This is a genomic window from Bradyrhizobium sp. SEMIA, from assembly GCF_014844175.1.
In the GTDB taxonomy this organism is placed as follows: Bacteria; Pseudomonadota; Alphaproteobacteria; order Rhizobiales; family Xanthobacteraceae; genus Bradyrhizobium; species Bradyrhizobium arachidis.
This window is the reverse complement of sequence record NZ_CP046601.1, coordinates 3,454,164-3,476,411: the sequence shown is the minus strand read 5'-3', so window position 1 is coordinate 3,476,411 and position 22,248 is coordinate 3,454,164. Positions and strand designations below refer to the sequence as shown.

General features: G+C 64.1%; 15 protein-coding genes and 2 pseudogenes. 10 read left to right on the top strand and 7 right to left on the bottom strand.

Annotated elements, in window-relative coordinates; translation table 11 throughout:
• The first annotated feature begins 4 nt into the window (after positions 1 to 4).
• From FOM02_RS17045 to FOM02_RS17035, 3 genes are read left to right on the top strand one after another with little or no spacing between them, the layout of a single operon-like run.
• Positions 5 to 1,504, top strand: a complete 1,500-nt coding sequence (locus tag FOM02_RS17045; protein ID WP_027564588.1) for a tripartite tricarboxylate transporter permease — start codon at positions 5 to 7, stop codon at positions 1,502 to 1,504.
• Positions 1,505 to 1,526: 22 nt separating this feature from the next.
• Positions 1,527 to 2,681, top strand: coding sequence for an acyl-CoA dehydrogenase family protein (locus FOM02_RS17040; protein WP_027564587.1), 1,155 nt, complete (start codon positions 1,527 to 1,529; stop codon positions 2,679 to 2,681).
• 27 nt (positions 2,682 to 2,708) lie between these two features.
• Positions 2,709 to 3,905, top strand: coding sequence for a CaiB/BaiF CoA transferase family protein (locus FOM02_RS17035; protein WP_027564586.1), 1,197 nt, complete (start codon positions 2,709 to 2,711; stop codon positions 3,903 to 3,905).
• Positions 3,906 to 3,945: 40 nt separating this feature from the next.
• Here the strand turns inward: FOM02_RS17035 and FOM02_RS17030 are convergent, their stop codons facing one another.
• Together FOM02_RS17030 and FOM02_RS17025 are read right to left on the bottom strand one after the other, a co-directional pair.
• Positions 3,946 to 4,296, bottom strand: a complete 351-nt coding sequence (locus FOM02_RS17030) for a RidA family protein (protein ID WP_027564585.1) — start codon at positions 4,294 to 4,296, stop codon at positions 3,946 to 3,948.
• Between the two features lie 96 nt (positions 4,297 to 4,392).
• Positions 4,393 to 5,901 (bottom strand): MFS transporter, encoded by a 1,509-nt coding sequence (locus FOM02_RS17025; protein WP_084335028.1) that lies wholly within the window; start codon positions 5,899 to 5,901, stop codon positions 4,393 to 4,395.
• A 240-nt stretch (positions 5,902 to 6,141) separates the two neighbouring features.
• On the opposite strand from FOM02_RS17025, the gene FOM02_RS17020 reads away from it, so the two are divergent.
• From FOM02_RS17020 to FOM02_RS17010, 3 genes and pseudogenes are all read left to right on the top strand, one after another.
• Entirely contained in the window at positions 6,142 to 6,996 is an 855-nt protein-coding gene (locus tag FOM02_RS17020; protein ID WP_027564584.1) for a LysR family transcriptional regulator, read from the top strand.
• Positions 6,997 to 7,148: 152 nt separating this feature from the next.
• Positions 7,149 to 9,469: pseudogene (locus FOM02_RS17015) on the top strand (molybdopterin guanine dinucleotide-containing S/N-oxide reductase).
• A 363-nt stretch (positions 9,470 to 9,832) separates the two neighbouring features.
• Complete coding sequence (locus FOM02_RS17010) at positions 9,833 to 12,229, top strand: hypothetical protein (RefSeq protein WP_265441916.1); 2,397 nt, start codon at positions 9,833 to 9,835, stop codon at positions 12,227 to 12,229.
• A gap of 155 nt (positions 12,230 to 12,384) precedes the next feature.
• Here the strand turns inward: FOM02_RS17010 and FOM02_RS17005 are convergent, their stop codons facing one another.
• The 4 genes from FOM02_RS17005 to FOM02_RS16990 all read right to left on the bottom strand — a co-directional run bounded on the left by FOM02_RS17005 (position 12,385) and on the right by FOM02_RS16990 (position 18,554).
• Positions 12,385 to 13,371 (bottom strand): helix-turn-helix domain-containing protein, encoded by a 987-nt coding sequence (locus FOM02_RS17005; protein ID WP_027564581.1) that lies wholly within the window; start codon positions 13,369 to 13,371, stop codon positions 12,385 to 12,387.
• A gap of 394 nt (positions 13,372 to 13,765) precedes the next feature.
• Positions 13,766 to 14,818 carry an alpha/beta fold hydrolase gene (locus FOM02_RS17000; RefSeq protein WP_027564580.1) on the bottom strand — a complete coding sequence of 351 codons (1,053 nt, stop codon included), beginning with the start codon at positions 14,816 to 14,818 and terminating at the stop codon, positions 13,766 to 13,768.
• Positions 14,819 to 14,893: 75 nt separating this feature from the next.
• Positions 14,894 to 15,601 carry a hypothetical protein gene (locus FOM02_RS16995; RefSeq protein WP_027564579.1) on the bottom strand — a complete coding sequence of 236 codons (708 nt, stop codon included), beginning with the start codon at positions 15,599 to 15,601 and terminating at the stop codon, positions 14,894 to 14,896.
• A 118-nt stretch (positions 15,602 to 15,719) separates the two neighbouring features.
• A complete protein-coding gene (locus FOM02_RS16990) occupies positions 15,720 to 18,554 on the bottom strand; it encodes an ATP-binding protein (protein ID WP_027564578.1) in 2,835 nt (944 codons plus the stop codon).
• A 320-nt stretch (positions 18,555 to 18,874) separates the two neighbouring features.
• Between FOM02_RS16990 and FOM02_RS16985 the strand changes: the two genes are divergently transcribed.
• The 4 genes and pseudogenes from FOM02_RS16985 (at position 18,875) to msrA (ending at position 21,521) form a co-directional block, all read left to right on the top strand.
• Entirely contained in the window at positions 18,875 to 19,543 is a 669-nt protein-coding gene (locus FOM02_RS16985) for a sensor histidine kinase (protein WP_027564577.1), read from the top strand.
• Between the two features lie 51 nt (positions 19,544 to 19,594).
• Positions 19,595 to 20,283 (top strand): annotated as a pseudogene (locus FOM02_RS16980) (VOC family protein).
• A gap of 167 nt (positions 20,284 to 20,450) precedes the next feature.
• Positions 20,451 to 20,873, top strand: a complete 423-nt coding sequence (locus tag FOM02_RS16975) for an OsmC family protein (protein WP_027564575.1) — start codon at positions 20,451 to 20,453, stop codon at positions 20,871 to 20,873.
• A 132-nt stretch (positions 20,874 to 21,005) separates the two neighbouring features.
• Positions 21,006 to 21,521 (top strand): peptide-methionine (S)-S-oxide reductase MsrA, encoded by a 516-nt coding sequence (msrA, locus tag FOM02_RS16970; RefSeq protein ID WP_027564574.1) that lies wholly within the window; start codon positions 21,006 to 21,008, stop codon positions 21,519 to 21,521.
• Between the two features lie 2 nt (positions 21,522 to 21,523).
• Here the strand turns inward: msrA and FOM02_RS16965 are convergent, their stop codons facing one another.
• Complete coding sequence (locus FOM02_RS16965; protein WP_027564573.1) at positions 21,524 to 22,213, bottom strand: L-2-amino-thiazoline-4-carboxylic acid hydrolase; 690 nt, start codon at positions 22,211 to 22,213, stop codon at positions 21,524 to 21,526.
• Positions 22,214 to 22,248: the final 35 nt, after the last annotated feature.

The following is a 22,248-nucleotide window of genomic DNA, read 5'->3' as shown; positions in this document are numbered from 1 at the left end:
GTCGATGGATCTCTTCCACAATCTGGCGATCGGCTTTGCGACGGCAGCCCAGCCCGCCAATCTGCTCTACGCCTTCTTCGGCTGCCTGCTCGGCACCTTGATCGGCGTGCTTCCCGGCCTCGGTCCGCTCGCGACCATCGCGATGTTGCTGCCGATCACCTATGCGCTGCAACCGGACGCCGCGCTGATCATGCTCGCCGGCATCTATTACGGCGCGCAGTATGGCGGCTCGACCACGGCCATCGTGGTCAATCTGCCCGGCGAGTCCTCGTCCGTCGTCACCACGATCGACGGCTACCAGATGGCGAAGCAGGGCCGCGCCGGCGTCGCGCTCGCGACCGCGGCGATCGGCTCCTTCTTCGCCGGCTGCGTCGCGACGCTCGCTCTTGCAGCCCTCGCGGGCCCTTTGACTGCGACCGCGCTCCTGTTCGGTCCCAAGGAATTCTTCGCGCTGATGATCCTGGGCCTGATCCTAGCCTCGGTGCTGTCGAGCGGCCCCTTCATCGAGGGCATCGGCATGGTCGTGCTCGGCATGCTCCTGAGTCTCGTCGGCACTGACCTCAACAGCGGCAGCCAGCGCTTTGCCTTCGGCATTCCCCAGCTGTTCGACGGCCTCGATTTCGTGCCGTTGGCGATGGGCATCTTCGGCTTCGCCGAGATCGTCAAGAATCTCGAGCAGGACGACAAGCTGTCGCTGGTGACGCAGAAGATCACCAATTTGTTTCCGACCCGCGACGACTTCCGTCGCATGGTGCCGGCGATGCTGCGCGGCACGGCGCTCGGCACGCTGCTCGGCGTTCTGCCCGGCGGCGGCGCGGTGCTGTCGTCGTTTGCGTCCTATACGCTGGAGAAGAAGCTGTCGCGCCACCCCGAGCAGTTCGGCAAGGGCGCCATCGAAGGCGTTGCCGGCCCGGAATCCGCCAACAATGCCGGCGCCCAGACTTCGTTCATTCCATTGCTGACCCTTGGCGTTCCCTCCAACGTCGTGATGGCGCTGATGGTCGGCGCCATGAACATCCATAACATCCATCCGGGCCCCGAGGTGATGACGAAGAACCCGACCCTGTTCTGGGGCCTGATCGCCTCGATGTGGGTCGGAAATCTGATGCTGCTGATCCTCAATCTTCCGCTGGTCGGATTGTGGGTGAAGCTGCTCACGATTCCCTACCGCTATCTATTCCCCGCGATCATGGTGTTCTGCTCGATCGGCGTCTATTCCATCAACAGCGGAACGTTCGAGGTCTATGAAGCTGCTGTGTTCTGCGTGTTCGGCTACATCCTGATCAAGCTGCAACTGCCGGCGGCACCGCTGCTGCTGGGCCTGGTGCTGGGTCCGGCCATCGAGGAGAACTTCCGCCGCGCCATGGTGCTGTCGCGGGGCGATGCCACCGTGCTGCTGACCTCGCCGCTCTCGGCGAGCCTGCTGGCTGCCGCTGCCATCGCGGTCCTCCTGATCATGCTGCCGACAATCCGCGCCCGGCGCGAGGAGGCGCTCCAGGAATGAGAGACTTCGGAAGGCTTCCGTCATGATCCGTGAACCTGCCGCCTTCGAGGCCCTACTGGAGCGTGTCCGCTGCTTCGTCCGCGACATCGCCATTCCAACCGAGGCACGCGTCGAAAGCTGCGATGAGGTCCCGGCGGACATCGTTGCCACCATGCGCGAGGAAGGCTTCTTCGGCTGGAGCATCCCCGAGACCTATGGCGGAGCCGGCCTCACCACGGAGGAGCTCGTCCTTGCCGCGTTCGAGCTGTCGCAATGCTCGGTCGCCTTCCGCGCCCGCGTGGGCACCAACACCGGCATCGGTTCGGAGGGAATCGTCGCCGATGGCACCGAGCAGCAGAAGCAGACCTATCTGCCGCGCCTTGCCAGCGGGGAATGGACCGGCTGCCTCGCGGTGACCGAGCCCGACGCCGGCTCGGAAGCTTCGAACGTGCGGACCATCGCCCGCCGCGAGGGCGATCACTACGTTCTCGACGGCGAGAAGTGCTTCATCACCAATGCGCCCGTCGCTGATGTCTTCACCGTCACCGCGCGAACCGATCCGCAGTCGAAAGGTGCCGCGGGCGTCTCGGCCTTCATCGTCGAGCGCAGTAGCCCGGGCCTTGCGACCGGCGCGCCCTATCGCAAGATGGGGCAGGCGGGCTCGCCCGTGAGCGCGGTCTATTTCAACCAGTGCCGGGTGCCCGCGGCCAATCTGATCGGCGGCCGCGAAGGCGCGGGCTTCAAGACCATCATGAAGGTGCTGAACAAGCAGCGCATTCATCTGGCCGCCCTGTCGACCGGGCCGGCGATCCGGATGCTAGACATGGCGATCCGCTATACCGGCAGCCGTGTTCAGTTCGGCGAGCCGATCGCGAATTACCAGCTGGTGCAGGCGATGATCGCGGACTGCCGGACCGAGATTTTCGCGGCGCAGTCGATGATTCTCGAGACCGCGCGCAAACGCGACCGCGGCGAAGACATCGCGCTCGAAGCGTCGATGTGCAAATATTTCGCGACCGAGATGTGCGGCCGCGTGGCCGATCGCTGCGTGCAGATGTTCGGCGGCGCCGGCTACGTCGCCGATCACTCCTCGATCGAACGCTGGTACAGGGACGTCCGGCTGTTCCGTCTTTACGAGGGCACCAGCCAGATTCATCAGCTCAACATCGCGCGCCTGCTGCTGCGGGATGCAGTGTGAGCCGTCAAGCCAAATTGAGGAAGTGAGATGAGCGGGCCGCTCGAAGGACTGAAGGTCCTGGACATCGCGACCATCGTCGCTGCGCCGTTCGCGGCAACGCTGCTGGCCGACTACGGCGCCGAGGTGCTCAAGATCGAGATGCCCGGGCAGGGCGACGGCGTGCGCGCCTTTCCGCCGTTCAAGGACGGCAAGCCGTTGTGGTGGAAGAGCGTCAACCGCAACAAGAAGTTCGCAACGCTCGACCTGCGCAAGCCGGAAGGCGTCGCGCTGTTCAAGCGGATGCTGCCGCAATTCGACGTGCTGATCGAGAATTTCCGCCCCGGCACGCTCGACCGTTGGGGATTGTCGAAGGAGGTGCTGTGGCAGATCCAGCCGCGTCTCGTCATCCTGCGCGCCACCGCGTTCGGCCAGGACGGACCGTATCGCGACAGGCCCGGCTTCGCGCGGATTTTCGAGGCGATGGGCGGGCTCACCTACATCACCGGGGAGGCCGGCGGTCAGCCGATGCATCCGGGCTATCCGATCGGTGACGCGATCGGCGGCCTGTTCGGCGCGGTCGGCGCGCTCGCGGCGCTGTGGAAGCGCGCGAAAAATCCGGATGCACCGGGTGAGGAGATTGATCTCGCGCTGACCGAAGCCGTTTTCCGGCTGCTCGACGTTTTGCCGATCGAGTTCGATCAGTTGGGAGAGGTGCGCGGCCGGATCGGAAACGGCAACGCGTATTCCGCGCCCGCCGCGGTCTACCGGACCCGCGATGATCGCTGGGTCACGCTGGCGGGCTCGACCAATGCGCTGTTTGCGGCGAATTGCCGGGCCATCGGCCGGCCTGACCTGATCGAGGATCCCCGTTTTTCCAACAACGCGCGCCGCGTCGAGCATTCGGCGGAGTTGAATGCGATCTTCTCGCAATGGTGCGGCGACCATACGCTCGAAGACGTGCTTGCCGCCTTTGCCGCCGAGGAGGGCACGCTGGCGCCGATCTATGCGATCGACCAGATCGCCGCCGATCCGCAATCCCTGGCGCGCGAGATGATCACCCGCGTTCCCGACCGGGATTTCGGCTCGGTGGCGATGTCGAATGTCGTGCCGCGTTTCACGGTCGATCGCGCGCGGTTGAAGACATCCGCGGGCGACATCGGCCAGGACAATCGCGAGATCTACCAGCGCTGGCTCGGGCTTTCAGAGGCCGAGATCGATCGCCTCGCCGAGCTGAAGGTCATCTGACAAGGTCGCGAGGCCGCAGGGCGAAGCAGGCTCGGCGGCGCTATTGCCGGGCCGCGATCGCGGTCATCTCGAGCTTGACGCCCGGACCGAGATCGGCCACGCCGATTGCAGCGCGCGCCGGCAGATGCGCTTCCGCGAAGTGCGCCTTCCAGGCCGCGTTGAACTCGGCCTTCTCCTTGAGATCGGTCATGTAGATGGTCACCTGCAAGACCTTGGAAACATCGGACCCGAGGGTCTTCAGCAGCTGCGCCAGCTGCCGGAGGACGTCGTTGGCCTGGCCCGACATATCGAGGCTCGTATCCTCGGGGACGATCCCGCCGATGTAGAGCACACCATTGTGCTCGACCACTTCGTGGAGAAGTCCTTCGTAGGGCAAGACGCGATTTATCATGATGAGACCGATACTGCTCGAGGGGATGCGTGGCGTATCGCATATTCCGACCACCAATACGAGACCCTTACCTCACTGGCCCTCCGCGCCTTCTGATCATGAGGAGGAGCGGGGGACGCAGCAAGGTGCATTCCCGCTTTGCGGCCGGTGCTGCCGCGCACGGCTTTGGCCGGAAATCAGGAAGCTCGCCAGCGCCAGCATCCAGACGGAAAGCCCGCCATAGAGCATCACCAGCCTGAAGCCATGGATCAGCGCATCCTGCAGGACGGCTTCCGCCGCCGGCGTCAGGCTCAGCTCGGGGATATCGGACACGCGGACGGCACCGCCGGCGATCTTCTGCGCAACATCTTGCAGGCAGCCGGCGTCGAGCGCGACGGGAAGTGTGCTGCTCAGCCGGGACGAAATGCCCGCGATCAGGATGAAGCCTATCAAGGCGATGTTGATCGCCAGCGAAATCATGCGGGCGCTCATGTCGATCCCTGAGGCCATGCCGGCCCGCGTGCTCGGCGCCGATGCGGTCGTGACGTTGGTCACCGGCGTATTGGTGAGACCGAGGCCGACGCCTGCGAGGAGGCATCCCGGCGCCAGCGTCAGCCAGCTGACATGCGCGACGCCGCTGCCGGTCCACATCAGTAGGAAGCCGAGACCGATCACGAACAGGCCGGCCGGGATGGCGATGCCGCCGCCAAACCTCAGCAAGATCCGTTCGCCGAACGGCGGAACGACGAGCGTCGGAAGTGTGTAGGCGAGCAGCGCCAGGCCTGCCGCGATGTTGTCGTAGCCAAGCGCGCTACGGAAGAAGATCGGCAGGTAGATCATGAACGGCCAGAAGCTGAAGTTCATGCCGGCCGACCCCAGCAGGGCGCCAGAGAAGGCGGGTATGCGCAGGACCGAGAAGTCGAACATCGGGCGGGCGCTACGCGTCTCCGCCAGCACGAAGGCGACGAAGCTGAGAACCGCCGTCGCGACAATCGCAAAGCCGGTCGGACTGGTGAAGCCGAAATCAGGACCCTGCGTGATGTAGAAGGCCACACAGAACACCGAGGTTGAGAGCGTCGCGATCCCCGCGACATCGAGATGCGTCGCGTCGGGATCGCGCGACTCCTGCACGCCGGTCGCGGCGAGCGCAGTCGCGGCAATGGCGATGACGGCATGGACCAGGAACACCCACTGCCAGCCGGAGACTGCGACGATCGCCGCCCCGATGATGGGGCCGAAGCCAAGGCCAATTCCGAAGATGATCCCCCAGGCCGCAAAGGCGCGAGCGCGCTCCGGTCCTTCCTGGAATTGATGTGAGAGAACCGCAACCTGGCAGATCAGCATCGCGCCGCCGCTCATGCCCTGAAGGAAGCGGCTCCCGATGAGGACCAGGGCGTCCTGTGCTAGGCCGCAGACCAGCGAGGCAAGTCCGAACACGACGATGCTGACGACGAACACAAGTTTTCTGCCATAGCGATCCGCCAGCGTCCCCGTCGCCATCAGAACCGTCGTAACTGCGATGGTGTAGGCGTTCATGATCCACTGGAGCTGCTGGAAGGTTGCGTGCAGCACCGTCTCCAGTGTCGGCAGGATCGTCGGCACGCTGGAGATCTCCAGACCGAACATGAGGGACGCAAGGCACGCCGCGGCGAGGGCAATCGTGTTTCGTCGTGATGGTGAGACCGTCAAAGCTATGACCTCCAAACTTGGTGCCGATGACGGACGTGCAGGCGCGGCATCCCTCGATCGAAGGATGCTGCTTTCCCCTGCGCTGCCGTGCGTCAGGCCGCGCGAACATAGGGGGGCCTTGACCACAACAAAATCCGATCAATATAGATTTCAGAGACAACAAAGCCGGATGGTGGAATGCTCTCGCTCGATGTCGATGCCGTCAGGGCTTTTGTGATGGTGGCGGATCTCCACAGCTTCACGCGCGCCGCAAAGGCTTTGGGGACTACGCAAGGGGCGATCAGCGTGAAGCTGAAGCGGCTCGAGGATCGCATCGGTCATCGCTTGCTCGAACGCACGCCGCGCTCGGTGCGGCTGTCGGCGCAGGGAACCGCCTTCCTCCAGGGCGCGCGGGACTTCATCGCGGCTCACGAGCGCGCGATCGCGGGACTCACTGCGCCGCCGCGTCACTTCGGCCTCGGCATTGCCGCGCATGTCGCAGGCCCGGAGGTTCCGTCCCTGCTGTCGCGGCTCCATGCGCATGATCCGAATTTGACCATCGAGGTCCAGCTCGACAGTTCGCGAAACCTCCTCGATCTGTTCGATCAGGGACGGCTGGACGCGGCCATCGTCCAGCGCGAGGACGATCGTCGCGACGGCGAGACGCTTGCACACGAGCGCTTCGGCTGGTTCGCAGCGCAGGGGTTCGAGCACAGGCCGGGAGAGCCCTTGCGCCTCGCCGCGCTGGCCGCGACCTGCGGTGTCCGCAACATCGCCACGCAGGCACTGGACGCTGCCGGCATCAAATGGACCGAGGTGTTTTTGGGAGGTGGCTCCTCTGCGGTCCACGCCGCGGTTGTGGCCGGACTCGCAATCGCACCGTTGTCGTATCGGATCGCTCCTGGCGGCACGATCGACATCGGCGAGCGGCTTGGGCTACCAAAACTTCCACCGTCCGAGGTCGTGCTTCATTCGTCCTTGACGGATCGACGGTCGCGGGCTGCCCTGGCCGCATTGGCGGCCGCATTCCGCGAGCATCGTGCGCCGGCGTGAGCCCACGCGAAGCCAGCGACTGTCGTTCCAACGAAACGTTCACCAGACCGCACGGCGTACAGGGGAGCCCCGCGTCTACGTCAGCCTGATCGCCATGACATCGGGATGTGGATCGGTATACTGCCACCACGCACCGGAACAAGGATCTCGCGATGGACGATACGATTGGCTTCCCCGACCCGGGCCTCGACCTGTCGGACGGCTTCAAGCCGCACACCTCGCATTGGGGCGTGTTTTCCGCGCGTCACGGCGAAGCCGGGCTCGAGGTCAGGGCCTATGCGGGCGATCCTGATCCGAACGGCATCATCGAAAATTTCCCCGGCGCGCTGCGCCACCAGGCGCGCATCGCCCAGCCGGCGATCCGCCGCGGCTGGCTCGAGCGGGGTCCAGGTCCGGACGATCGCCGCGGCGCGACGAGTTCGTCTCGGTGAGCTGGGAGAAGGCGCTCGATCTGCTCGGCGACGAGCTCGGCCGCATCCGCGACACGCGCGGTCCCGGCGCCGTGTTCGGCGGCTCCTATGGCTGGTCGAGCGCGGGCCGCTTCCATCATGCCCAGAGCCAGGTGCACCGCTTCCTCAACATCGCCATGGGCGGCTATGTGCGCTCGGTGAACACCTACTCGTCGGGTGCGTCCTCGGTGCTGCTACCGCAGATCCTCGCGGGCTACGAGGACATCACCAAGCGCAACGTCACTTGGGAGCAGATCGCTGCCGAGACCGACATCGTGCTCGCTTTCGGCGGCATGGCGCTGAAAAACTCCATGGTGGCCGGCGGCTCGATCAGCAAGCATGTCGAGCGCGGCGCGATGGAAGCTGCGCGTCGGCGCGGCTGCGAGTTCATTCTGGTGAGCCCGCTGCGCGACGATCTTCCCGTCGAGGCGGGCGCGGAGTGGATGACCTGCGTGCCCGGCACCGACACCGCCCTGATGCTCGGCATCGTCCACACGCTGGTCGCGGAAAACCTGCACGACCAGGCCTTCCTCGATCGCTATACCGAAGGCTGGCCGGTTTTCTTGCGCTATCTCCTTGGCGAGAGCGACGGGCAGCCCAAGCACGCCGACTGGGCCGCATCGATCTCAGGCGTCGACGCCGACGCCATCCGCTCGCTTGCGCGCCGCGCTGCCGGCAAGCGCGCGCTGATCACCGTCTCGCATTCGCTCCAGCGCGCCGAGCATGGCGAGCAGCCGGTGTGGATGGGCATGGTGCTGGCGGCAGCCCTCGGCCAGATCGGACTCCCCGGCGGCGGCTACGCCTATTCGCTCGGCGCGATCGGCTATTACGGCCGCCGCGTCAACGACGTGCCGGGGCCGACGCTGGGGCAGGGCCGCAACGGCGTTGCCGATTTCATTCCGGTGGCGCGCATCGCCGACATGCTGCTCAATCCCGGCGCCACCTATCGCTACAATGGCGAGACGCGGACCTATCCGGACATTCGCCTCGTCTACTGGGCCGGCGGCAATCCCTTCCATCACCACCAGGACATCAACCGCCTGCGCAAGGCGTTTGCGCAGCTCGATACCTTCGTGGTGCACGAGCTCGCCTGGACTGCGACGGCGCGTCACGCCGACATCGTGCTGCCGAGCACGATGACACTCGAGCGCGAGGACATCGGCTATTCCACCAACGATCCCCTCATGGTCGCGATGCACCGCATCGCCGAGCCGTTCGGCCTTGCACGGGACGATTACGAGATATTTGCCGATCTCGCCGAGCGTCTCGGCGCCCGCGAACCCTTCACCGAGGGCCGCACATCGCGGCAATGGCTGGAGCATCTCTACGAGCCGACCCGCGCCTCGCTGGCCAAGCGCGGTCTTGAGGCCCCCAGCTTCGAAACATTCTGGCAGCGCGGCAGCCTGGTCGTGCCGCAGCAGCCCGACGATGGCGGCCGGCTGCGCCGCTTCCGCGAGGATCCCGTCAATCATGCGCTGCCGACGCCGAGCGGCCGCATCGAGGTCTTTTCGCAAAAGATCGCGGGCCATGGCGATGCGGATTGCCCCGGCCATCCGGTTTGGCTGAAAAAGACCGACATGCCGAGACCGGGCGCGCCGTGCTTCCTCGTTGCCAACCAGCCGGTGACCCGCCTGCACAGCCAGCTCGATTTCGGCGGCCATTCGCTTGGCGCAAAGCATCGCGGCCGCGAGGTCGCGCGCATGAACCCGGTTGATGCAAATGCCCGCGGCATCAAGGATGGCGACATCATCCGCCTGTTCAACGAACGCGGCGCGTGCCTTGCCGCCGTCCACGTCACCGACGGCATCGCGGCCGGTGTCGTGCAGCTTCCGACCGGCGCCTGGTACGATCCGATGGACCCCGAGGACGAGGCGCCGCTCTGCGTGCACGGCAATCCGAACGTGCTCACCCGCGACATCGGCACGTCGTCGTTCGCGCAAGGCTGCACGGGGCAGCTGACGACGGTGGAGGTGGAGAAGTTCACCGGCAATCTGCCGCCGATCCGGGCGTTCGATCCGGTGTAGGGGGAAGGCGCCTTCGCCTTCCTGTTTGCGGAAGGGCGCCGTTGCCGGCTACGCATGACTCTGCCGGGCGCCCTGCTGAACGGCCGCTGATGCGCTGCATCAAAAACGATAGCGCAAATGACTGGGGCCGACGCAAGTACCTGCAAGGACGCGGCTTGTAGCGATTTCGCCCCAGTGCATCTTCAAAACGCATCGGTCGTGGTCCCACGAAACCTGTCTGCACGCCCAGCGTCCAGGACGCGCCCCTACACCTCTGGATTGTACGATCGAACAGGAATATACTGGCTAACTGCGCCCCCTTTTTATTAGGCGCCCCGTTGATACGCTTCCACGTTGCTTCCTGCGAATTGCGCGCAGGCGCTGATGCGAACGAAGACTTTTTCCGTATTACAAATAAAGATTTTGAACATGTCGATTCCAGCAGCTGCGGCCCCGCCACGAGGAAGCTTTCCGTTTGTCGTCTGCTTGGTTTGCCTGGCGGCTTACTTCAGCTACCATCTTGTCAAATTCTCCCCGCTCTCGGACTACTTCCTGTACACGGCGGAGTTTGCGCACGACAATTTCGGCTGGCGATTGATCGCTCAATTCCTGCTCTGCATCGGGTTGTATCTGATCTTCGCCATTCTGCTATTTCGCAGAGTCATTTCGCGTGCAAAGGGCACCGCGCTCTCTCCGGCACCATCGGTCATCGAACGATTGGCGCGGTTGATCATTCTCGTCATGCCGGCCGTTGCTCTCAGCTATTTGCTGATCGATGCCGCGGGCCAAGCCGCCGGCGGGTCATGGGTGATCTGGCTGGCTGCCTCCGTTGTCATCATTACCACCGTGATTCAGGCGATCATGGCCTCAATTCCGATAAATCAAGAGCAGCGTGTTGCGTCCGTCGGGAAAACGCTGGCCATTCTGGTGTTGGCCGGCGGCTGCGCGCTCGCGCTTTATTTTTGGCTTTGGTACGACGTGATCGGTGCAACCTTCTTCATCGGTGGCGTCGGAATCATCCTGCTGTTTCTCGTATGTCTGTTGCTGCTCGGTGAGGCCCTCATTTGGTTGAACGGCATCGTTTATGGGGCCACTGCTTGGCTCCTTGTGATAGTTCTGCTGAGCCAATTCATTGGCGGTTCATCGCCTGAATTTCCCTACAGCGTCGTTGACATCGGCGACGCAAAGCCGGAAACGCCCGCGGCAATCGAGAGCACCGTTCAAAATCGCAAGGTGCCAAGCCTTGTTCCTGGTTTCCGCAGCTGGCTGGAACAGCGCCGGATTTCGGCTGGGTCGGGTGAGCAAGGGCGGAAATATCCGATCTTCATCGTAGCAGCGCAGGGAGGCGGTCAGTACGCGGCCTATCACACGGCACTCTCCCTTGCCCGCCTCTATGATAGCTGCCCGAAACTCAAAGACCATGTCTTCGCGATCAGCGGCGTCTCCGGCGGAAGTCTGGGCGCGAGCATCTTCAGCGAACTGTTGCGTCGATCTGAACCGCTCGGGGACGGGTGCTCCGCTGCTCCGGTCAGTGACGGCAAGCTGGAGAAATCCGTCCGCGAGTTCTTTGAATACGATTTGGTGACCCCGGTCGTCGCGAGCGGACTTTTCTTCGATGCGCCAACTCTTGCCATTCCGCAACTGCATCTTGCTCCGGACCGGGCAAACACGCTCGAGCTAGCCGTCAAGAACGCGATCAACGCCGTAACGGGCTCGAACGGAGACGACAGCTCAACACAGTTCTATTCGTCATGGTCTGCCGCAGGTGTTGCTCCAGCGCTGTTCTTGAACACAACCAGCGCGAACTATGGAAGGCCGACCCTGATTTCGCAGCTATATATGACAGACAAGCGTACCGCGGGTGCATTCTCGGAGGTGTTCGCCTCGGTTTGGGGCCGGCTCACGCAACAAACCGAGAAAGATCCTGAGCGGCTGAGGGCTGTTCAGCGCATGGTCACCACCGGGATTCGTTCGAGCGAGTATTCGCGGCCGGCCTATTTCAACATTCTCGAATATCGCCCCAATCTTCAATTGTCGCTTCTGACGGCAGCAATACTGAGTGCGCGTTTTCCCTATGTGACGCCGCCCGGCGTGTTGTATGCGGACAAGAAGATCGTAGCTGCGGACGCGACATTGCGGGAGACCACCGGGCTTCAATTGATCGACGGCGGTTTCTGGGACAACAGCGGCATCGCCACCGCTATCGAGATCATCAAGCAGTTGCAGGCTGCCGAGGACACCAAGACTCTCGTATCAAATCTCGAACTTCATCTGATTTCGTTCGGGCATTCGAATGCAGCATTGCAGTTGGAGGGGCAGCGAGGTGCTCAATCAGAGCTTGTGGCGCCGATCACGACATTCGAAGCGGTGCGGACCGCGCGCAGTCTCCGCCAGGCCGATGCGTTGGCTGCCGGCTTCAAGTTCGTGCACGGTTATCAACTCTTCGATCATGAATTTCAGGCGCCTTTGTCGTGGACGCTGTCGGCTCGTATGCGGGCCCAGATTGAGGAGCGGAGCGGCGGCCGGGCTGATCCATTGGTATGTTGTACGCTGATCTTGCCCGCCTTGCCGTCTATTGTTTCCAACTTCATGTCCTTCTTCGGTTCCATTCCTGAGCTCGTTCTCGACGTCCGTCCGTTCAAGAAGTACCTGGACACAAGCTCCGTCTCCGATCTGCAGCGACAGGGCCTTAAGCTGTTTGCTCCGAACGCGCGGCAATTCGCGGACGTTGTCCGGGCGGTTCGTGAAAATTCAGAGATCCCAAGGCAGCCTTCGAAATAGCCCGCAGGCTGAAATATCGGCCAAGCGGTGCGCCGCACCGGCGCGCATGAGCGGTTCCCGACGGGAAGAAAATGGGGCCGTCCTGTGTGGGCGCGGGGACGGCCCCGAGAGGCTCGCAGGACCCGGGAGGAGGAGGGTGCGAGCCGGCGCAAGTGCTACGCGGCGGCGCTCGTGATCCAATCCCCATCGGCCGAAGGACGGCGTCGCGGCAGCGCTTCGACCTCGAAGCGCTGGTTCTTGCTCGCAAGGCGCCAGCGTGCCGGAGACTGGCCGCTGATGCGCTTGAACACGGTCGAGAAATGCGCCTGCGTGCTGAAGCCCACGGCGAGTGCGATCTCGGCCAGCGGCCGTCCGGTCGTCGCGAGCAGCGTCTTCGCGTGCTCGATCCGGTATTTGAGCAGATATTCGCGAGGACGATAGCCGGTCGCGGCGCGGAATTGTGCCGCAAAGTGCATCCTGGACAGGCCGGCGACATTGGCGAGCTCGGACAGGCTGATGCAGCGGTCGAAATGATCGGCGATGTATTGCTCGACCCGACGCAACCGCCATTTCGGCAAGGCATTGACCCGCGCGCGCGGCAATTCCAGCCGGGTCAGATGCATCGCGAGGGTCTGGCCGATGCAGAAGGTGAATTGGTGGTCGGCGGCATCGCCACGTTCGATCAGCGCCTTGGCAAGCTCGGCTGCGAGCGGGTCGCGCAGCAGCACCAGATCGTTCAGTCCCTCGGCCGCGGCGAGTTGCGCCGGAAAATGGTCCGCGGAGATGTGGAAGTGCAGGAAGGCGCACGGCGACTGGAATTGCACGGCGAGGGGTTTTGATGGCGCGGTGACATACAGCGTGCCCTCGGGCATGGTGCCGTCGAAAACGACCTGGCGGTCCCGGGTCAATTTCGCGCGTGTGGACTTGAGGGCGATGGCGACGAAATAGCAATCCTCGGGCGTCGTCGCCTGATGCGAGGAGGTGCTTCGCGCCTCTTCCCATCGCGAGATCGTGATGTCCGCGATGTCGGCCTGCGGACTGCGGACGACCTGACGCCATTGGCTTTCCCGGGCGATAGCCTCTGTGGCTCGGGACATCTCGTGATCCCGCGAGCAGATCGGAAAATCAATCGAGCCGTGCGCCGCGTGCAAATTGATCGACATCGTTGGTCCTCTCCTGGCTCTGCCGCTCTTGCAACGACGGGCGAGCGCGCAAACCCATTCCTTTTCATGCTGGGAGAATAGGCGCGACTTGGCCAGGAAGCCCGTTAGGGGTGATTAGGATGTGTTAGTTTTTGTGCGTGCTCACTGGGTGCGACAGCCCGCCGCAGTAGCTCTGATTGCGCTCAGTTTTTCAGACAATTGCGTGGATGCCTCGTCATGGGACAGCGCAGCGATAGTCGCGCGGCGATCGATGCGGCCCGGCACGGCCTAACCGAACAGCCATGCCGGACCAAACTGGATGAGCACGAGAAGGACAACGACGAGGAGAGCCGTCGCGGCAAGCAACCTGCGCATGCTTCGTCTCCCGTTGCTGCGGACCTCGCGGGCGTCATGGCTAACTTGCGGCCGCCACGTCCAGGATAGCGTCGGCAAAGGCCTTCGGTGCCTCCTGCGGGAGGTTGTGGCCGATGCCGCCCTTGATGGTCCGGTGCGAATAGTGCCCCGAGAACTTCTTGGCATAGGCCGACGGCTCCGGATGCGGCGCGCCGTTGGCGTCTCCCTCCATGGTGATGGTGGGCACGGTGATCACGGGCGCCTGCGCCAGCTGCGCCTCGTAGGCGTCGTATTTCGCCTCGCCCTCGGCGAGGCCGAGCCGCCAGCGGTAATTGTGGATCACGATCGCGACGTGATCCGGATTGTCGAAGGCCTTGGCGCTGCGCTCGAAGGTGGCATCGTCGAAATGCCATTGCGGCGAAGCGAGCTGCCAGATCAGCTTCGAGAAGTCGCGCCGGTACTTGTCATAGCCTTCGCGGCCGCGCTCGGTCGCGAAATAGAACTGATACCACCATTGCAGCTCCGCCTTCGGCGGCAGCGGCATCTTGCCGGCCTGCTGGCTGCCGATCAGATAGCCGCTGACCGAGACCATCGCCTTGACGCGCTCCGGCCAGAGCGCCGCGACGATGTTGGCGGTCCGCGCGCCCCAATCGAAGCCGGCAAGCGTGGCCTTTTCGATCTTGAGTGCGTCCATCAGCGCGACGATGTCGGTTGCGATCGCCGCCGGCTGGCCGTTCCGCATCGTCGCGTTGGACAAGAAGCGCGTGCTGCCGTAGCCGCGCAGATAGGGGACGATCACGCGACGCCCGGCCGCCGCGAGCATCGGTGCGACGTCGACGAAAGCGTAGATGTCGTAAGGCCAGCCGTGCAGCAGGATCACGGGCGGCCCGTCGGCCGGCCCCGCTTCGGCATAGCCGACGTTGAGGAGGCCGGCGTCGATTTGCTTCAGCGATGCGAAGCTCGTGTTGGCTCCCGGCTTGATGGCGCCGGCGGACTTCGCCGGCTTCGCCGTCTCCGCGGCGGCCGTCGCGGTCAGCGAAAGCTGCGCTGCCGCGAAGGTCATGGCCGCGCCGGCGAAGAACTGGCGGCGTTCACGGTCGATCTTGTCGGACATGTCGATCTCCTCTCGTCCTTGTCTTGCAGGACGTGCGGCCGTTCGCCGTGCTGTTGGTACCGGCTGTCGCCGCCGCTACTCGAACACGGCGTCGAAAATCTCGACGTCCATCAGTACGGGCTTTGCGATCACGCTTCCGTCAGGGCGCAGCGCCTGCGCGCGTCGAAGCGTCGGCACCACGATGCCGCCAAAACTGTCATGCGCCCAGGAGTAATGCGCGACCTTCGTTCCAAAAAGATCGTGATCGGTCCGCCGCTGCAGCGCGTTCTCGTCGAAATAGAAGATCTGCTCGGGCGCGAGCGTGATCAAATGCGGGGGGAATTGCGCCCGTAGCCGCCGCCACGTCTCGGTGTTCTCGCGCCATGGCGCAAGCTCTTCGGTGACGACATCGGGATGGGCGAGCAGGAACGGATTGGTCAGGTAGTTCCAGATCGCGACGCCGCAGAAGAAGACGAGGTGCAACTCGTCGGCGAGCGCAGGGGAGCCGACCTCGGGAAACGCAAGGCTCGGATTGCGCCAGGTCCGCAGCACCTCGCCGTCCACGCTCTCGATCGTGATCGCATCGGGCTGAAAGGTGCCGGAATGTTCGCCCCCGGTGATGCCGGTGAAGCGGACCGATTGCGTGCGGGTCGAGCCTTCCGCGGTCACGTCCTTGAATTCCCTGGCATGCCCAGCGCTGGTGAACAGCGTGCCGCCGACGGAAAGGTGGAGCGTGAACCGGTCCAGGCTGTTCCAGTGGGCCATGCCGCCGCAGGCATCGATTGCATCGTCAAGAAGCGCCATATCCCGTCATGTCCGCCGTGAAGCGGCACCACCATGGCGGGGCGCATGCGGCTTGGCATGTTAGAAGTTGTTAGGAGTTGCGAGCGCTTGGGATGGCAGTATCTCGTTGAAGACGCTCTCAATTCAGCGTGTTCAGCAATCCCTTTGCGGCGACCAGATCGCGGCTCTGAAGACCCTCTTGATATTGCGCGACGAGCGGGGCGAGCAGGGCGCGTGCTTCGCCTGCTTTTCCGGCCCGCTGCCAGATACGGCCGAGGCTGATCGCGCCGCGGAGCTCCCAGCCGAGCGCGCATTGCCGCCGCGCCAGATCGAGCGATCTGCGCAGATAGCTCTCGGCCTCTGCCGGATTGCCCGACCGCGCCAGGATCTCGCCCTTGACCCTGAGCATCTCCGGCATGTCGAACGACTCGCCGTGATCGGGGACCTGACCGATGGCCTCATTGATGGTCTGCAAGGCCTCTTCGGACAGGTCTTGCGCGGCGAGACCCTCGGCGAGCGCGGTCGCGAACACCGTCGTCATGATCCGGTGCCGTGTCACGTACAGCGTCGCCTGGCTGCGGCGGAGGTGCTCGATTCCCGCAGCAACCTCGCCGCGGCGCAGCATCAGCTCGCCCTTCTGGCCGATGCCGACCGCGTGATAGGGACCGAGGAAGTGCCGCGCCGAATGGTCGATCAGCCGCTCGATCAGGATCTCGGCATTGGCGAAGTCACCAACCCAGAGAAACACGTAGATCGTCCAGACCAGGGAGATGCCGAGCGTCAGCGGCTGTTCGAGCAGCTCGGCCTCGCGCACGGTGTATTCGGCCGCCTCGATCGCGCGATCGGGCCGGCCGGTGAGCCACAGCCCGCGTGCCAGCGCCACCAGCGCGACGATGCGGTCGTCATAGCCGAGATGGCCGATATTCAGCCGCTGCGAGCCGGGATTGTGCAGCATCGCGCTTTGGCAGAACTGCACGGCCTTGTCTTGGTTGCCGATCAGATGATGCGCGACGCCCAGCATCCATTCGACGTTCAGCGTCGCGGCGGGATCGTTCAGCTTGCGCGCGACGCTCTCGCCCTGTTCGCCGGTCCCGAGCGCGCCGTGAAAATCTCCGACCCTGGTCAGGTAAATGTGCAAGCCGCGCAGCAGCCAGAGCTGCCAATGCAGATCCCCGAGCTCCCGTGCCAGCTTGAGGCTGCGCGTGAATGCTGCCCGGACCGCGTCGGTATTGCCTTGCGTGAACATCACGGAGACGCCAAGCGCAGCCTGCAGCGTCATCTCCTGGCGGTTGTCCATCGTGCCCGTGTCGAGCGCCTGCTGGGTCCAGCGATAGCACTCCGTCAGCAATGTCAGCTCGAGGAAGAACTGGGCTGCGGAGGCCGCCAGATCCACGCCGATCGTCCGGTCGCCGCCATCCGAGAAGCTCCAGGTCAGCGCGGCCCGGACATTGGGCAGGTGGTCGGCATAGGGAAGGAAGCCGCCTGCCGTCTGCATGCCCGTGGACTTGAGCGCGATGTCGCGCAGGAAGTCGCGGAAATATTCGGCGTGGGCACGCGCGACGCGGGTCGCTTCGCCGTTCTCGACAAGCTTGTCGCCGACGAAGGTGCGGGTGGTGTCGAGCAGGCGATAGCGCAGTCGCCGCTCCGCCGGCGAGGTCGCGATCAGGGATTTGGAGAGCAGGTTCGAGATCGCCTCGGCGGCTTCAGACTCGCTGATGCCCTGGCTGCATGCGACGGCCAGCGCAGCCTCCAGCGTGAAGGGGCCGACGAACACCGACAGTGCGCGCAGCGCCGCGCTTTCGGTCGGCGGCAGCAGATCGTAGCTCCAGGCCAGCGCGGCGCTCAGGGTCTGGTGCCGCGGGATCGCGGTGCGCCGTCCGCGCCACAAGAGCGAGAAGCGGTTGTCGAGCAGCGAGGCGGTCCCGGCGATGCCGTAGGCGTTGACGCGTCCGGCCGCGAGCTCGATCGCGAGCGCGATGCCGTCCAGCCGCCGGCAGATATCGGCGACGAGCGGGGCGTCCTCCTCGCTGAGCTCGAAGTCACCCAGGCTCTCGGCGATGCGCTCCACGAAGAGCTGGCTTGCGGGATAAGCAAGGATGTCGGCGATGCCGAGCCCGTCGCGCTGTGGCGGGCAATCCAGCGGAAACAGCCGATGAACGCGTTCGCCTTCGGTGCGAAACGACTCGCGGCTGGTGGCAAGAACATGCAGCTCGCCCGCCTCGCGGATCATGCGCTCGGCCAAGGGCGCCAGTTCATCGATGATGTGTTCGCAGCTGTCGAACACCAGCAGCATCCGCCGGCTGCGCAGGAACGTCAGCAAGCCAGGCATCGGGTCGTCGGAATTGACGGTCAGGCCGAGCGCGGCCGCAATCGTCCCGGGAACGAGCCGCGCATCGGTCAGCGCGCCGAAATCCACGAAGCTCACCCGGCCGTCGAAAGCCTGGAGCTCGCCATGCGCCACGGCGAGCGCGACCGAAGTCTTGCCGATCCCGCCGGGGCCGACGATGGTGACGAAGCGATGCTGGGCGAGCTCGGCGGAAATCCGCTCCACCGCCTCGTCCCGCCCGATCATCTTCGCAAGCGGCGCGGGAAGTGCGTGAGGAGCGGGGACCGCCGGGCTCGGCCGCCGCTCCGGAGTTTCGGACCGCTGCAGCGGAGCCGCGAAGCAATAGCCGCGTCCGGGCACGTTGACGACATAGCGCGAGCCTTCGCCGGCATCCCCTAAGGCCTTGCGCAGCGTCGTGATGTGGAAGCGCAGACTGCCCTCGTCGACATTCACGTCGGCCCAGACGCGCTTGATCAACTCCCGCTTGTCCACGACCTCGCCGGCGCGCTCGGCGAGAAAAATCAGGATGTCGAGCGCGCGGCCGCCGAGGTGAAGCGGCGCGCCGTCCTTCTCCAGAAGGCGAGACTTGGCGAACAGGCGGAATGGCCCGAAGGCAATAGCCGAATCCTGGTCGCTAATGTTCGGCACGGGCCGTCGATTCCAGTGAAAGAGCTGACATCTGCGCTTTGGTCTAGCAGAACGAGGTCGTCAGTAAACTAACCGAAAGTGGCGAAATCGCGCGGCAATCTGTCAGCCGATCTGTGGCAAATTTTGCTTAAACGCGAGCGGCTTACCGCGCGGTCTGCGACGATTCGTCAGCCTGCTTGACCGTGCAGAGGACAGCTTCGCTGCCACTCTCTGTTTGCAGCCGATCATAACAGAATCTTGCAACGTCTAACGAGCAATGCGCGCAGACTGCATCCAGTATGGCCTCCGAGTTCAGCACTACGTCAAACGGGGAGGCTATGATGTCCGGTATCGGCGCTCGACCGAACGACCACGTTGTTCGACCTGAATTCGTAGCCAGTCTCGACGATCAGTTGCGCGATTGGGAACTCGTGCTGCGGGAATCCCACCATCGGATGAAGAACACGCTGACGCTGCTGGGCGCGTCAGTCCGTCGCGATTTCACGCGGGCAGGGCCAAGGGACGTCTCGGTTGCGTTGGACCGGTTCGAGCGGCGCATCGTCGCCTTCGGCAGGCTTTATCAGCTGCTGTCCGACAACGACGATCCCGCGCCGGTTTCGATCGGGGTCTTCTTCGAGAATTTGTGCGGAGCGCTCTCCGAGGCGGTGCTGGCGCCTGCGGGCATCCGCTGCGAGGCTGCGATCGCGAGCGGCACGCTGTCGGCGTCTCAATGCCATCGGCTCGCGCTGATGTTGACGGAGCTGGTGACGAATGCGGCAAAGCATGCCTTCCCGAACAAGAAGGGTGCGTTGATCCGCATCGACATGGCGCGGCACGACGGCGCCTGGCTCTGTACCGTCGCCGACAACGGCATCGGTGCGACCGGTCCGCTTCAGGGCACCGGCAGCCGCATCCTCGAGGGGCTTGCACGCAGCGTCCAGGCGCGGCTGCATGGCGAGACGGGACAGGGCGGCACGCGGGTAACCATCGTGATGCCGGCGGCCGCCTGAAAAACCATCTCTCTCTTCGCAATCGCTGCACCTCACACCTGGGAGTTCCACATGGCCACACTCGATATCAACCGCGACGCCGCCTCCAAGCCCTCGACATCGCGCAGCGTCGATCTGAAGCTCGAGGTCATCGTCATCCCCGTGTCCGACGTCGATCGTGCCAAGCGTTCTACACGCGTCTCGGCTGGCGATTGGACGCAGACTTTACATCCGGCGACGACTGGCGGGTGATCCAGTTCACGCCGCCAGGTTCGGCCTGTTCGGTGATCTTCGGCCGGAACGTCACGTCCGCGGCGCCCGGCTCGATGCGTGGCCTGTACCTGATCGTCGCCGATCTGGAGGCGGCCCGACAGGATCTGCTCGACCGCGGCATCGCGGTCAGCGCACCGTTCCACGGCGGCGGCGATGTTCACGCCGGGCTGGACGAGCCGTATCTGTTCGGCAGCGTTCGGGTCAGCGGCGCTGACCCGAAGCACGGCAGCTATAGCTCGTTCGCCTCGTTCAGCGATCCCGACGGCAATGGCTGGTTGTTCCAGGAAGTGACGTCGCGGCTGCCTGGACGCATCGAAGGAGGCAGCACGACATTCGCCTCGACGGCCGAGCTCGCGGCAACATTGCGCCGCGCGGCGGCGGCGCATGGCGAGCACGAGAAGCGGACCGGCGGGCATGACGAGAACTGGGCGGATTGGTACGCCGACTACATCGTCCGCGAGCAAGCCGGCCAGCCGCTGCCGTCTTGAGCATGCGTCGCAAAGAAGAAGCGCAAGTGGTCGGCACGCCGCTCGCTTTGTTCTGCATCGGAACCGCTGCGGCGCTCGACCGGTTGGAACGGCCGCAGGCGGTCACGCCGATGTCGCCTCCACCGGTACGGAGCGCCGGTGCTTGAAAACAAACAAGGAGAACCGAGATGATCCGCAAGGCAAAAGCAGTCTGGAAGGGCACTGGTCGCGACGGCACCGGCCATCTCTCGAGCGAATCCGGCGTGCTCACTGATACGCCCTATTCGTTCAAGACCCGCTTCGAGAACGAGAAGGGCACCAATCCCGAGGAATTGATCGCGGCGGCCCATGCCGGCTGCTTCACCATGGCGCTGGCCTTCGGACTGCAGATGGCCGGCTTCACGCCGGACGAGCTGTCGACGGAAGCCGCCATCACGCTGGAGCCGGAAGGCAAGGGTTTCAAGATCAGCAAGTCGGCGCTCACCCTGCGGGCCAAGGTGCCGAATCTGGACGAGGCAGGATTTGCCAAGATTGCCGGCGAGGCCGAGAAGAACTGTCCGGTGTCGAAAGTGCTCAACGCCGCGGTCACGCTGGACGCCAAGCTGGGCTAGCCGCAGGCCTTCAACGCTTGTCCATCCGGTTTTGAGGAACCGGGTGGACATAGGCGAACTGCCCGCCTTTCGGACGGGCAGCCGAATGCATATGATAAGACAGATGCAGGGCGATCAATCGGGAGCGGAGAGATGACGACGGAGCGTGCAGTTTTGGCCGGAGGCTGTTTCTGGGGCATGCAGGATCTGATCCGCAAGCAACCGGGCGTGATCTCGACCCGAGTTGGCTACACCGGTGGGCACGTCAAGAACGCCACCTATCGCAACCACGAAGGCCACGCCGAAGCGATCGAGATCAACTTCGATCCGGCCAAGACCAGCTTCCGGACCATGCTGGAGTTCTTCTTCCAGATTCACGATCCCACCACGCTCAACCGTCAGGGCAACGATCTCGGCACGAGCTACCGCTCGGCGATCTTCTACACCAGCGACGAGCAGAAGCGGGTCGCCGAGGACACCATTGCCGACGTCGAGGCGTCGGGCCTGTGGCCGGGCAAGGTTGTCACCGAGGTCGCGCCGGCGCGCGAGTTCTGGGAAGCCGAGCCGGAGCATCAGGATTATCTCGAACGTTATCCCGATGGCTACACCTGCCACTTCATCCGGCCCAACTGGAAGCTGCCGCGGCGCGCGGCTGCCGTGGGCGGCTAGATCTACTCCGACGGCAGGCGCGAGAAGCGGAAATTGCAGTGGCTCGCGCCGCCGGCCAGCGTTTGCGTCCGTTCCAGGCGGATCCCTCGCGTCGCATACGCGTCGAAATCAAGCCCGCAAATGTTGGGCAGGATGTCCTTGTCGCCATGGCGAGCGGCAAATTTGCAGAAGCCGCAAGCCTTGTAGTTGATGCCGAATTCAAACTTGTCACCCGGGCCGGGCTCGACGAAATCGTAGACGAAATCTTCCGGAAATGCGTCCTGGTGGCTTGCGTTCGTGCTTTTTGCAGCCTGCTCGCGCAGCAAGGCCTGGTTCTCTGACGACATAAATTGGCGCCCCGAAGCGAGACGTTCCGCTTCGGGGACGGTGAGCAATTGCGCCTTGTAGGTTTCGCGCTCGATCTCGCCGATCACGGGCAGCGGTACACCATGCCGCCGCAGCACCCGGCTGATCGCCATGAAGCCCATCAGGCGCATGAAGAAGTCGCTCATGCGGCTCGCCGTGCCGCCCACATAAGGCATCTGGGTGAGCACGATCTCGAATTCGTCCATCACCTCTCGTCTGATCGCGTGGATGTCGGAGACATGCGCGCGCTCGCAGAGCATCGCTTCGGCAAGGTCGAGGCGATGGCGCATGGCGGCCTCCATGGCGTTGCGATGCTGCGCGTAAAAGGGATGGACGGTCTCAGCCATTGGACACCTGACAAGTTTGGCTCATCGCAAAGTCG